The organism is Phragmitibacter flavus (genome assembly GCF_005780165.1).
GTDB classification, from domain to species: Bacteria; Verrucomicrobiota; Verrucomicrobiia; order Verrucomicrobiales; family Verrucomicrobiaceae; genus Phragmitibacter; species Phragmitibacter flavus.
Genome location: NZ_VAUV01000029.1, coordinates 18,096 through 30,543, shown reverse-complemented (window position 1 = coordinate 30,543; position 12,448 = coordinate 18,096). Strand labels below are relative to the sequence as shown.

Sequence of the window (12,448 nt, the reverse complement as noted above, 5' to 3'; positions counted from 1 at the left end):
GATGAATGAGGTCCCGTTGCCGGGATGACCAGCGGGCAGGGCGGCCCGGATGAATCGAGAGAATTTGGCTGAGGTTTCAATCAACCGCCTCGCCGCATGATTTCTCCTTAATGCTCGGGTTTTTACAACCTGATGGATGGTCGTTTTCGATTACCTCCGCAATCAAGCCTCCAAACACCCACACACAAAAACAACCTATGAAAAAAACATTGCTCGCATTCTCATTGCTTGCCGCCACTGCCTCCGCAGGGTTCGCTGGTGAATCCACTTATCAACAGGTGCAAACGATTGCTGAGACCCAACCTTCGCTCTACCGCGCGGGTGAGCTCCAGATTGATGCCTTTGGTGCTTACGGCATCACCAGTTCAGGCAACACAGAGTTGCTCGATGATGATACCGCTGGTGGCGGGATTGGATTCAACTACTTCTTCTCTCGTTGGTTCGGGATTGGTGCTGAAGGTTCTCTCTTCGACACGGATGGAGACATCCTTGGCACGGCTTCGGTGAACCTGTTCCTGCGTGCTCCGATCGGCGAATCGGGCTTTGCTTTTTATGGTTTCGGTGGAGCCGGAGTGACGTTCAATGCGGATGACCTCGACTCCGACGACTTCTCTGACGCTCGCGACCGTTTGGAAGATGACGATGACGCGCGCGATTCGGACGATGTGCTTTTCATCGCGCACGCCGGTGTCGGCATGGAGTATCGCTTCAGCCCCAACTTCGGGATCTTTAGCGATGCCCGCTACACCTTTGTGGAGCGTGGCGACAGCGACTTCGGTCTGGTTCGTGCAGGTTTGCGTTTTGTCTTTTGATCGCAGGTAGTCGTCAGAAGATAACCTTTCAAAAGCCGTCCGCGTCAATCATTTGGCGCGAGCGGTTTTTTGTTTTGCTGCCAAGGCGGCGGAAGGGCGGGAGCTGCGAGGGGCTAATCTGCTTAGGCGGAAGAGACGGTCTTGGAGTCGGCAAAACCGCTTGAAGCGAAAGCGAAAGCGAAGTGAAACTTCGCGGTCCCTTTTCCTTTTTGTTTACACCAGACCGGGCAGGGTGCCGCGACCGATGCCACGGTATTGGAAGCCATGGCTGGCGGCGGCCTCAGGATCGAGGAGGTTGCGTCCGTCGAAAATCAAGGGGGTGCGCATGACATCACGGAGCTCGGCGAGGTCGACGGTGGCGAATTCGGGCCATTCGGTGGCCACGATGAGGGCTTCGGCGTCGCGGGCTGCTTCGAGGGCGCTTTCGGTAAGAGTGACTTTCCCAGCCAATGGCAGCTCCTTAAACTTCTCCATGCCTTTTGGATCAAAGGCGGTGACTTTGGCACCTTCTGCGACCAGGGCTTCGATAAGATTGACGGCGACACTGCTGCGAACGTCATCGGTGTTGGGTTTGAAGCTGATGCCCCAGACGGCGAGCTTTTTGTCTTTGAGGACCCAGAGGGCTTCGCGGATGCCCTGCAGGAAGCGGTTCAGCTGATGGGCGTTGATCTTTTCCACTTCCTTCAGGAGATTCAAGGGCGCGCCAAGTTGTTCGGCGATGGCGATGAAGGCGGAGATGTCTTTGGGAAAACAGGAACCGCCGTAACCGAGGCCAGCGTTGAGGAAGCTGCGACCAATGCGTTTGTCCATGCCGATGCCTTCGGCGACCTTTTCGACATCGGCACCGCTGATCTCGCAGATTTCGGAGAGGGCGTTGATGTAGGAAATTTTGAGGGCGAGGAAGCTGTTGGCGGCGTGTTTGATGAGCTCGGCGCTGTTGATGTCGGTGACAAGAACGGGGGCGACGAAGGGCTCGTAAACCTTTTGCATGACGGCGAGAGCTCGGTCGCTGTTGCCTCCGATGACGATGCGATCGGGGTGCATGAGGTCGTCCACGGCGCTGCCTTCACGGAGGAATTCGGGGTTGGAGACGACATCGAATTCGACACCGGCTTTGGCATAGCGGCGGATGGTCTGGCTGACGCGTTCACCGGTTTTGACGGGAACGGTGCTTTTGTCGACGATCACGCGATAGCTGTCGAGGCAGACAGCGATTTCGCGGGCGACTTTTTCGATGTAGCTGAGGTCGACGCTGCCGTCGGGTTGGGGAGGGGTGGGGACGGCGATAAAAATGACTTCGCCGTAGTTGACGCCGTCTTCGGTGCTGGTGGTGAACTGGAGGCGTTTGGAGACAACGTTTTTCTTTACGAGAGTGGCGAGGCCGGGCTCGTAGATGGGAATGTTGCCGTCGAGCAGGGTCTGGATTTTGCGGGGATCGTTGTCAACGCACATGACATGGTGGCCCGCTTCGGCAAAGCAGGCGCCGGTGGTGAGTCCTACATATCCAGAACCAATGATGGTAAGTTTCATGAGAGAATGTCGAAGAAGAAGATAAAATGAGGGTGCGGCAGGCTAGGTTGGGCTGGCCGGGGTCTCAAGTGGTTTGATGGGGGAAGTGAGGTGTGGGGGATGGAAAAACAAAACCGGCATCCTGATGGGGATTGCCGGTTTTGAAAACAAGGGAGGTTTGTATGTTTGAAAGATACTATTCTCTGCCGCCGCGACCGGTGGGGTTCGGATCGAGGTCGAGGGGAATGCTGAGCTGCGGGAACTCTTTCAGCGTGAAGGAGACGATGACGCCCACTTCAGGATCGCCGGTGCGGCTTTCGCGGATGAGGCCCCCAACGGCCATTTTCCAGGCGGCAAGGTCGCGGTGGATGCTGTAGCTCTGGTATTCCAGCGTGCTGTCATCCATCTCGTAGATGTGGTTCATGGAGAAACCCCAGTTGTCGGTGAGGCGCGCATAGACGCGGGAGGTGATCAGGCTGCTGTCGATGAACAAGGGGTTGTCGGTGAGCAGTTGATGACCGATGGACCAAGAGAAGTTGCGGGTGGGCAACCAGGTGACGTAGGAGTTCAGTTCGGTGAAGTTGAATTCGCTGTCACCAATCGGCAACTGGCTGTTGATGTTGAAGGAAAGCCAAGGAAGAGGATTCCAGAACAGGTCGTTGTAGAGGTTGGAGATGTCGCGGTCAAACTCAGGGTCTTCCATGAACAGGTCAACGTAGGTGTTGAGTCCGGCATAGTTGAAGGTGCCATAGTTGCCGGGAGAGTTTTCGCGACGGGTCTGAAGGAGGTTGCGAACGCCGACCCGTGCGATGTTCCAGGAACGGATGTCATCAATGGCAGTGAACTGGGGGAGGTCGAGCGGACGCGGGCGGGTGCTTGGGGTGAGGCGGTCGATGGAGCGCAGGTTTTCAATCTCGTCGGCTTCCACGAACGAGTAATTGAGGTAGGGCTGGACGATGTGACGCAGGCCGTCGATGCCGAGGGTGCGGTTTTTGTAGTCATCCCAGACCTTGCTGAACTTCAGGGAGAAATCGAAGCCGACATGGAAGATCGGTTTGGTGTCGCTGCCACCATCGGCGTATCCGCCCTGGATGTCGTTGTAGTAGGTGGCTCCGCCGCCGAGGCGGGGAACGAAGTTGATCCAGTTGCCTTCGCCAAAGCTCATCGGGTAGAGGAACTCATGATAGCTGTGGGCGCGGAAGTATTCGGATTCGTTCAGCTCGGCGCGCAGGATGTCGAGCTCGGCCTCGATGGCATCGCGAGAAATGGTGGTGGTGGCACTGGAGGCCTCTTCGGCGGCGGCGTTGACGGCATCGCGGGAGATTTCGTTGGCGTTGAAGGTGCGGCGCATTCTGGGCCGGGTGGGGATGCCTTCACCGGTGAGCAGGGTGCCGTCGGAATCAAAGGCTTGTTTGATGTAGGCTTCCTGGGCATCAATGTTGCCGCGGATGGCGTCACGAGTCAGATCGCCAAGGCGATCGGCATACATGCCAAGGGAAGTTTCGCCCTGGTAGAAGACCGAAGTATTGAAAAGGCGGCTGCGGGTGAAATCGACGGCGAGTTCAGGCAGACGCTCGTCGGAACGGTAGAAGTCGTTGAGCTGAAAGCGGCCCAGCAACGTGGCGGTGTAGGTGTCGCTGCGATTGACGAGCTTGATGTTGTTGTCAGGCTGGGGGTCGGTGCGGGAGTCGTTGAGGAAGAAGTCTTCCAGCATGAACTCATCGCTGAGCTTGGTGAGGTCAAAGTCGAGATACCAGGTGCTTTCTTCCGGGCCTGGGATGTAGATGCGGTGTTGGAAGGCGACGCGGTAGCGATTTTCATCAACACGATCCAGGGAACGCACGGAGTCATTGATGCCCTGGTCGGGGTTGAGGTCGTAGCCGTAGTAGAGCTTGAGTTGGCCGATGTTCGGATTGTCGCGCCATTTTTCGGAGTAGAGATCAACTCCGAGGGCGACGCCGCGTTCGCTGCGCAGGTCGACCTGATATTTCGCGAGGGTGTGGTCGCCATGCATGACGCCGTATTGATTGAGAAGGAAAGCGCCCCACTGGGAGGTGTAACCGGGTTGGAAGAAATAGCCGAGTTCGTCGTCAAGCGGCTGGCTGAAGATGGGCAGCCAAAGGACGGGGACATCGCCGGCGTAGACTTTGACGTTGCGCATGACCACCTTGTCTTCGGGGTAGATGGTGATGCTTTTGGCTTTCACCTTGAACATCGGGGTGGCCGAGTCGTGGGTGGTGAAAAAGGAGCTGGTGCCGTCAATGCGGGTGAGTTCGCCGGTGTTGGTTTCGAAACTTTCGGTATCGTAGAAGATGGGCTCGATGTAGCTGCGGATGTTGTTGGCAGAGAGTTCTTCGGTTTTGATGTTGTAGGTGATGTTTTGACCGCGGAACACTTCGCCTTTTTTGACGAGGGTGACGTTTTCCTTGGCCATGATGTCGCCCGTGGTGGCGTTGTAGTCAGCACGACCGGCACGGATTTCAAGGTCTTCGTAAACGATGTGGACGTCGCCAGTGGCGGTGGCAATGCCGGTGGCGGGATCGAATTTGGTTTCGAGGCCTTCGATGTTGATGTTGCTGGTCAGGCTGTCGAGCAAAGCATCAGGTTGTTGGGCCTGAAGGGAGGTGGCAAGAAGGGCGCAGCCCATGATGAGCGGTAGGATCGGCTTCATAGCGCGGGTGGTCGTTGCAGGTCTCATGCGGGAAAGGGCGGGAGTGCTTGGTTGATGGTCCAGGTTGAATTAGGCGAGGCAGGGCGTGGCAGCAACAAAAAGGAATAGAAAAATGAAGACCAGCTAATGCGGTCGTTTCGAAGGGCAAATCAGGTGACAGAGGGGGCGGAAGCGGCGGAGCGGGAAGAAGTTGGACTGACACGGGCGACCTCCTGACAGAGGGGGCAGCGGGTGCCGTCGCAACCGCGTGCGGTGCAGTATTCGCGTCCGTAAAAGATGATCTGGAGATGAAGTTGGTTCCAGGCTTCTCTGGGAAAAAGACGTTTCAAGTCGCGCTCGGTTTGGATGACGGATTTGCCATTGCTGAGTCGCCAGCGTTTGGCCAGCCGATGGATATGGGTATCGACCGGAAAACTCGGGACGCCAAATGCCTGGGCCATGACGACTTGAGCAGTTTTGTGTCCGACACCGGGGAGTTTTTCCAGTTCTTCGAGGTCGGCGGGAACGTTTCCCTGGTGTTGCTCGACCAGCATGCGGGAGAGTTCGCGAATGGCGCGGGCTTTTTGTGGACCGAGGCCGCAGGGCCGCACGATGGCTTCGATTTGCGCCACTTCGAGTTTGCTCATGTCGAGGGGATTGTCGGCAGCGGCAAAGAGCTTCGGGGTGATCAGGTTGACGCGGATGTCGGTGCACTGGGCGGAGAGCAGAACCGCCACGAGCAGGGTGTAGGGATCTTTGTGATCGAGCGGAACCGGGGTCTCGGGATAAAGCAGGGCGAGCCGCTGTTGCAAATGCCGGGCGCGTTGCGATTTGGTCACTGGTGTCGCGATTGAATCACTCAGGAGTCGCGCTCGATACGGCTGACCATTTGCCGGACGTGGGGGTGTTTGGTGCGCGGCTTCATGATGGCTAGGCTGCGTTGGTAGGAGCCCCAGCGCATGACCTTGATGTTGACGTGTTTGACGCCGTGCTGGTTCATGGCGGTTTTGGTCGGCTTGTAAAGGTCAACCGTGTTGGTGCCGACAAGGGCCGAGCCGTAGTCGTCGACTTCGTAAAGGTAGGGTTCGCCTTCGACCTTGAAGACGGTGCCGACGGGGTAGACGGACCAGTCGGCGGCGGCGCTGCGCAGGTTGCCATATTTGAGGGTGCCACCGTCGGCGGTTTTGATGCCGTATTGAATGTGGTCGCTTTCGGTGTGGGTGTAAGCGGTGGTGCGGACGTTGTCGATCTTCTTGATGGGTTTGGTCATGGCCGTCTTGCTGGCGCAGGAGACGGAGCTGAGGGCGAGGCAGGCAAGGCCGAATAGAAGAAGGTTCCGCATGGTGAAATTATTTAATCTCTCCGAATAAAACAGGGATTTTGGCGGACATCGGGGGCGGCGTCAACTTTAATCTGACGGGCGGGGAATGGCGAGGCATCGGCACTTGCGAAGCATGGGGATCGAGGTTATGGCGCGGGGAATGGATGCGGCACGGGAGCTTTTGCAAACTTATCTGGAACAGCAGCGTGCCAGAGGGGTGACGCATGTGAAGATTTCCGGGGAAGCTTTGCAGGGGTTGAAAGGGGGGCCGAAGAAGGTGGTGGCGGTTGCAAAGGTGGCTGAGCCGGCGGTGACTTTGCACACGGCTCCCAGGGCCGGAAAGGTGGAGACTGGGGCGGAATCAAAGCGTGCAGGGCTGGATCGACTGGCGGAGCGGGCGGCACAGGAGGGGGCGAATGGTCGTGTGCACGAGTTGGGAACCTTGCGTGAGGTGATGGTGTTTGCGACGGGGAGCGAGGATGCGGAGATCATGTTCATCGGGGAGGCACCGGGGGCTGAGGAGGAGAAGCAAAGTGAGCCGTTTGTGGGTCCGGCGGGTCAATTGTTGACGAAAATCATTCAGGCGATGGGGCTGAGGCGTGGTGAAGTTTACATTTCGAACATCTGCAAGTATCGACCGAAGATCGATGACGGAAGGATGCAGGGGAGCAAAAATCGCGCTCCGACGGCGGCGGAGATGGAAGCTTGTCTGCCGTTTGTGGTGGAGGAGATTGCAATCGTTCAGCCAAAAATCATCGTGGCGCTGGGCGCAACGGCGGCGACGGGACTTGGGATCGAAGGCAAGGTGGGCAGTTTGCGGAGTTCAATGCAGGAGTTTCGGGGCATTCCGGTGCTGGTGACCTATCATCCGTCCTATTTGTTGCGTCGAGAGCAGGAAGATGGCGGCGGGATGCGCGAAAAGCGCCTCGTCTGGGAGGACATGATGAAGGTGATGGAACATGTGGGGCTGCCCATTTCGGCCAAACAAAAGGGCTATTTCTCCAAAGCAGGGAAGTGAAGGAAGGGAGATTGAATCTTCTTTCGAAAAAATTCCTCATTGCCCATTGCGGGAAGCTCGCTAAACTCGCGCCTCTTTTTCCCGGTTCATCGATCGCGGTAAAAGGCCAGTGTTTCGCAACGTTCCCCTCATTCGCATGTTATTCCTCAACAACTACGGTATTGTCATTTCCATCGTGCTAGGCGTCATCGGGCTGCTTTATGCCGTGGTGCTCATCAAAAAAATCATGGCGTCGTCGCCGGGCAATGAGCTGATGAGGAAAGTGGCCGGGGCGATTCAGGAAGGCGCGAAGGCGTATTTGAGCCGACAGGTGCGCACGGTGAGTGTGATTGCAGTCATCATCACCATTTTGCTGTATGTGTGGAAGCAGTCGCTGGCGGTGCCGGTGGGATTTGTCATTGGTGCGGTTTGTTCGATGATTGCCGGTTACATCGGCATGCGCGTCGCGGTGGTGGCGAACGTGCGCACAACCCAGGCGGCGACGATTGGAGCCTTGCCCGCGTTGCGTGTGGCATTTAATGGCGGTGCGGTGACGGGTTTGCTGGTGGTGGGTTTGGCCTTGGTTTCGGTGGCGGTGTTTTATTTGGTGATGTCGGCAGGTGGACATGTGGGGGCAGCGATTGATGCGCTGGTGGGCCTGGCGCTTGGGGCTTCGTTGATCAGTGTGTTTGCCCGTCTCGGCGGTGGCATTTATACCAAAGCAGCCGATGTGGGTGCTGACTTGGTGGGCAAGAATGAGATTGGTCTGGACGAAGATGACCCACGCAACCCGGCGACCATTGCTGACAACGTGGGCGACAACGTGGGTGACTGCGCGGGTATGGCGGCAGATGTTTTTGAGACGTATGCGGTGACTTTGATTGGGGCCTTGTTGATTGCCCATTTGAGCCTGCCTACCTTTGCGGGTGCCTTGGTGTATCCGTTCCTGATTGGCGGCATTTCCATCGTGGGTGCGGTGCTGGGGATTTTGTGGGTGAACCTCCGCAATGGCGGTGCGACCGCGTTGTTGATGCAAGGTGTGGGAATTTCGGCGGTGGTGACGGCGGTGCTGGCATGGCCGGTGACGCAGGCGTTGTTCAGCAATGTGGAAGGTTTGCCATTCACACCGACGGCTTTGTATGGCACCGCGATCATTGGTTTGGTGCTGACCTGGGCCGTGGTGTTGATCACCAACTACTACACCGCGACGGAATATGGTCCGGTGCGCAAAATCGCCAAAGCTTCAGAAACGGGTCATGCGACCAACATCATTGCGGGGATTGCGATTGGTAACTACGCGACGGCATTGCCGGTGATTCTGATCTGCGCGTCGATTGCTGGAGGTTACATGCTGGCCGGACTTTATGGCATTGCCATTGCGGTGATGAGCATGCTTTCCATGGCGGGGATCATTGTAAGTCTGGATGCGTTTGGTCCGATCACGGACAACGCAGGTGGTATTGCGGTGATGAGTGAACTGCCGAAAGAAGTGCGTGAAGTAACTGATGGTTTGGATGCAGTGGGCAACACCATGAAAGCGGTGACCAAAGGTTATGCGATCGCTTCAGCCGGAGTGGCAGCGTTGGTGTTGTTTGGCAGTTATTATCTGGAACTGGACAAACATTTGCATGCGACCGGAGTTCTGGCAGCTACGGCAACGGTCGACTTTTCTTTGAAGGATCCGTATGTGATCATTGGTCTGTTCTTGGGTGGACTGATTCCCTTCCTGTTTGCCGCGATGAGCATGAATGCCGTGGGCAACACCGCCGGTGCGGTGGTTCAGGAAGTGCGTCGTCAGATCAGTTTAAAGCCTGGCATCTTGAAGGGCACGGACACCCCGGAGTATGCGACTTGCGTGGATATCGTGACGAAAGCTGCGTTGCGTGAAATGATTCTTCCAGCGTTGCTGCCAGTGGCGATTGTATTAATCGTCGGACTCATTCCTTTCCTGGGCTACAAAGCTTTGGGTGGCGTTTTGATGGGAACAATTGTTACCGGTCTTTTCCTCGGACTTAGCATGACCAGTGCCGGTGGCGCATGGGACAACGCGAAGAAGTATATTGAAGAAGGCAACCACGGCGGCAAAGGCAGCGAGGCCCACAAGGCAGCGGTGACCGGAGATACGGTGGGCGATCCTTACAAGGATACCAGCGGTCCTGCGATCAACCCGATGATCAAGGTGGTGAACATCGTCGCGATTTTGATCATTCCGTTGTTGTTCTAGGCCGCGAGATCGATTCTATTTGAGTCCCCATCAAGAGCGATCTTGGTGGGGATTTTTGTTGGGAGACGGTTAGCGAGACGTGGCTTGCTGCTTTTCTTGTTCAGCGGCTTTGCGGGTGATTTCCTGCTCGAAGGCTTGTGATGCAGGGGTGACAGGGGATTGAGTTTTTGGTATTCCTTGATCCATTTTTGGGCGGTGATGTAATCGCCGTTGGCGGCGTAGGCGGCGGCGAGGGTGTCGAGGCAAACGTATTCCTTCCATTCGGAGAGTTCACACGCTTTGGTGGCGAATTCGAGAGCTTGGGTGGGTGCGTCTTCGCCGGGCTGAGGGTGAACGAGGTGACTTAGCGCCAAGAGGCGGTAGCCGTGTGGAAACGTGGGGTCTAGAGAAATTGATTTTAGGGCGTCTTCTCGGGCGTTTTTCCAGTTGCCTGCGTGATGATGCACGGAGCCGCGGCTAGCCCATCCCTCAGGGCGGGAGGTGTCCATGCTGATCAGCTGGTTGAAGTCGACCAACGCTTTTTCGTATTGGCCAGTGCAGGTGTAACATTCGCCTCTTCTGGCAAGGGTAGGCTTACTTTTTGGTGTTAGCTTGTAAAGGTCTTCATAGTCGCTAAGCGCCTCTTGAAATCGGCCGAGTTTCATCAACAACTGGCCGCGTTGATCAAGGTATACGGGCAATTTTGGTGGAATGGTCAGGGCTGCGGCGAAACTTTCGAGTGCTTTGTCGTATTGTCCGAGCAAGGCCAAGCACTCGCCTTGCAGGCCGAGAGCCATGGCTCGGAACGGATGTTTTTCGGGTGCCAGGAGGATTACTTCCGCTGCGTCAGCGATGGCCTTCTCGTGCTCCTCCATTTGAGCGTAGACTTTTGCCCGGGTGAGCCTGGCGATGTAGAAGTTCGGATGTTTATCGAGCACACTATCCGCATCACTCAGGGCGGCAGCGAAGTTCTTGTTGGCGCAAAATGATTCGGCACGCAAACTGAGGGCTTCGTGATCGCTTGGATTGGATTTAATGACTACCGTGAAGTCGCTGATGGCTTTGTCAAATCGATGAAGGTCGTAGTAAGCTTTGCCGCGGTTGTAGTAGCTGCCCATCTCTGAGGGTTCCAGGTTAATTGCGATGGAAAAGTCCTTGGCGGCTTTCGAGGGATTTCCTAATTGATAATGAATTTTGGCGCGCTGACGGTAGCTTTCACCAATGTTGGGATCCAAGCGTATCGCCTGGTCAAACGCCTTTTCTGCCTGAGCGAGCTGTCCCTTTGTGACAAGAATGATCCCGCGGAAAAGGTAGGGATGAACGGCATTGGGATTCAATCGAATGGCGCTGGCGATGTCCCGCTCTGCAGCTTCAAATTCCAGGCAAACAATGTGGGCGGAGGCCCGCATGGCATAAAATCGATATTCGTCTGGAGCTAGGCGAATGGCGCGGGTGGCGAGGGTAATGATTTTTGGATAGTCTCCAGCCCGTTCCGCCGCACTCAGTTGTTGGAACAGTCTTTCCGATTCGGTCCGTTGGGCGGGAAGGCTGGAGTTTGCCAAAATCAGCCAGGTAAAAACAAAAAAGGGCGTTGTCCAAAAACGGAAGGTTGGTTCAAAGATCGATGTAGTAGCTTGAGACATAAATCTTCGAACGAAGGAATTGAACTTACTTGAGGGCGAGGGTGGTGAGAGATTTTTTGAGATTGTCGAACTGCTCTTTTTGCTTCTCCAGGACGATGTCGCGGGCTTTGAGTGCTTTGGCTTTGGCGGCGGCGGGATCTTTGGCGATGGCAAGGATGGTCTCGGGGATTTTGGCGACACGGGCTTCATCGTCCATGGTGAAGAGCCATTCATCGAGGCCGATGTCACGCCACATAAACCCTTTGTTGGTTTGTTCGTCCCAGCGACCGACGGTGGCGGGGATGCCGTTGGCGATGCACATGATGGGGCTGTGCATTTCATTGCCGAAGAGACCGGCGCTGCGGACGTAGACGCTGAGGGCTTCGTCGGTGAGCCAGTAGTTATCGCGCCAGACGACTTTCTTTTTCACGTCGTCGGGAAGGGGGTCGTAGATCATTTCCTTGCCGAGGGGGATTTGGGTTTGGTCCTCGCAAGTGATGAGAACTTTCATGTCGGTCTGGCGGGTGACCTGGATGATGGCTTCGCGATAGGGGGCGTGGTCGGCTTCTTTCTTTTCGTCGTTGCGGTCTTGTTTGAATTGTTCGAAGGGGCGGCCTTTTTTGACGAGCCAGAACGGGGTCCAGCGGTAGCGGGGGATGCAGCAGAGGAATTTGCCTTCTTCGAGGTTGTTTTCCTTCATGAAGGCGAGGGCTTTTTCGTCGTCGCGAAGTTTGACGACACCGAAGGCGGTGTCGGGTCCCCAGCCCATATGGGGTGGGGATGGGACGCCGAGGTCGAGGGCTTTTTGGGCGGACACGCCGTCGCGGAAATAAACGAAATCGGCCTGTTTAAGGGTGTTGATGACGTCGTCGTTGATGGTGGTGAGTGAGATGCCGATGATGCCAAACGGTTTGCCGGTTTCTTTGTGCCAGCGCATGGTGTCTTTATAAGCGACGAAGCCGGAGCCGGAGCCGTGAAGGAGGAAGTCGCATTCTTCGAAAGCGGTGGCGATTTTTTCCTTGTCGTTGAGGAAGAAGGGGACTTCGGGAAATTCTTTTTGGAAGAGGGTGTCGGCACCGTTCTCCATGTTGCTGGACCAGAAGCGGACGTCGGCGTCGATGCCGTGGGCTTTGATGAGCTCCATCATGCCGAGGTAATGGGCGATGTCGCCGATGTTGATGCTTTGCCAGCCGTTGCGCAGGAGGATGCGGGGTTTGCGTTTGCCTTGCGCGACGGCGGGGATGGCGGCGAGGGAACTGGCCAGGCTGGCGATGGCGGTGGTGTGGATGAATTGGCGGCGATTCATGGCGAAGGGATGAAGGGTAAAAGCTTGC

Annotated in this window: 9 protein-coding genes; 3 read left to right on the top strand and 6 right to left on the bottom strand. The window is 56.3% G+C overall.

What is annotated here, in order from left to right; translation table 11 throughout:
• Positions 1-110 precede the first annotated feature (110 nt).
• Positions 111-812: an outer membrane protein gene (locus tag FEM03_RS23670; protein ID WP_138088839.1), complete on the top strand. Its 702-nt coding sequence runs from the start codon at positions 111-113 to the stop codon at positions 810-812.
• Between the two features lie 213 nt (positions 813-1,025).
• Here FEM03_RS23670 and FEM03_RS23665 read toward each other — a convergent pair whose 3' ends face one another.
• The 4 genes from FEM03_RS23665 to FEM03_RS23650 all read right to left on the bottom strand — a co-directional run bounded on the left by FEM03_RS23665 (position 1,026) and on the right by FEM03_RS23650 (position 6,313).
• Positions 1,026-2,342 carry a UDP-glucose dehydrogenase family protein gene (locus tag FEM03_RS23665; protein ID WP_138088837.1) on the bottom strand — a complete coding sequence of 439 codons (1,317 nt, stop codon included), beginning with the start codon at positions 2,340-2,342 and terminating at the stop codon, positions 1,026-1,028.
• Between the two features lie 175 nt (positions 2,343-2,517).
• Positions 2,518-4,992 carry an LptA/OstA family protein gene (locus FEM03_RS23660; RefSeq protein WP_138088835.1) on the bottom strand — a complete coding sequence of 825 codons (2,475 nt, stop codon included), beginning with the start codon at positions 4,990-4,992 and terminating at the stop codon, positions 2,518-2,520.
• 149 nt (positions 4,993-5,141) lie between these two features.
• Complete coding sequence (gene nth / locus FEM03_RS23655) at positions 5,142-5,810, bottom strand: endonuclease III (protein WP_138088834.1); 669 nt, start codon at positions 5,808-5,810, stop codon at positions 5,142-5,144.
• Between the two features lie 20 nt (positions 5,811-5,830).
• Complete coding sequence (locus FEM03_RS23650) at positions 5,831-6,313, bottom strand: 3D domain-containing protein (protein WP_138088832.1); 483 nt, start codon at positions 6,311-6,313, stop codon at positions 5,831-5,833.
• 112 nt (positions 6,314-6,425) lie between these two features.
• Between FEM03_RS23650 and FEM03_RS23645 the strand changes: the two genes are divergently transcribed.
• Complete coding sequence (locus tag FEM03_RS23645; RefSeq protein WP_138088831.1) at positions 6,426-7,310, top strand: uracil-DNA glycosylase; 885 nt, start codon at positions 6,426-6,428, stop codon at positions 7,308-7,310.
• Between the two features lie 136 nt (positions 7,311-7,446).
• Positions 7,447-9,513, top strand: coding sequence for a sodium-translocating pyrophosphatase (locus FEM03_RS23640; RefSeq protein WP_138088829.1), 2,067 nt, complete (start codon positions 7,447-7,449; stop codon positions 9,511-9,513).
• Here the strand turns inward: FEM03_RS23640 and FEM03_RS23635 are convergent.
• Together FEM03_RS23635 and FEM03_RS25445 are read right to left on the bottom strand one after the other, a co-directional pair.
• Entirely contained in the window at positions 9,510-10,901 is a 1,392-nt protein-coding gene (locus tag FEM03_RS23635; RefSeq protein ID WP_240772892.1) for a tetratricopeptide repeat protein, read from the bottom strand. The two genes, FEM03_RS23640 and FEM03_RS23635, sit on opposite strands and share 4 nt — an antisense overlap.
• A gap of 259 nt (positions 10,902-11,160) precedes the next feature.
• Positions 11,161-12,420: a polysaccharide pyruvyl transferase family protein gene (locus FEM03_RS25445; RefSeq protein WP_138088826.1), complete on the bottom strand. Its 1,260-nt coding sequence runs from the start codon at positions 12,418-12,420 to the stop codon at positions 11,161-11,163.
• Positions 12,421-12,448: the final 28 nt, after the last annotated feature.

What these genes read in the sequence shown, in the direction of transcription:
- FEM03_RS23670 (WP_138088839.1), top strand. Translation starts at nt 111, where the DNA reads ATGCTCGGGTTTTTACAACCTGATGGATGGTCGTTTTCGATTACCTCC.
- FEM03_RS23665 (WP_138088837.1), bottom strand. Translation starts at nt 2,342, where the DNA reads ATGAAACTTACCATCATTGGTTCTGGATATGTAGGACTCACCACCGGC.
- FEM03_RS23660 (WP_138088835.1), bottom strand. Translation starts at nt 4,992, where the DNA reads ATGAAGCCGATCCTACCGCTCATCATGGGCTGCGCCCTTCTTGCCACC.
- FEM03_RS23650 (WP_138088832.1), bottom strand. Translation starts at nt 6,313, where the DNA reads ATGCGGAACCTTCTTCTATTCGGCCTTGCCTGCCTCGCCCTCAGCTCC.
- FEM03_RS23645 (WP_138088831.1), top strand. Translation starts at nt 6,426, where the DNA reads ATGGGGATCGAGGTTATGGCGCGGGGAATGGATGCGGCACGGGAGCTT.
- FEM03_RS23640 (WP_138088829.1), top strand. Translation starts at nt 7,447, where the DNA reads ATGTTATTCCTCAACAACTACGGTATTGTCATTTCCATCGTGCTAGGC.
- FEM03_RS23635 (WP_240772892.1), bottom strand. Translation starts at nt 10,901, where the DNA reads ATGCGGGCCTCCGCCCACATTGTTTGCCTGGAATTTGAAGCTGCAGAG.
- FEM03_RS25445 (WP_138088826.1), bottom strand. Translation starts at nt 12,420, where the DNA reads ATGAATCGCCGCCAATTCATCCACACCACCGCCATCGCCAGCCTGGCC.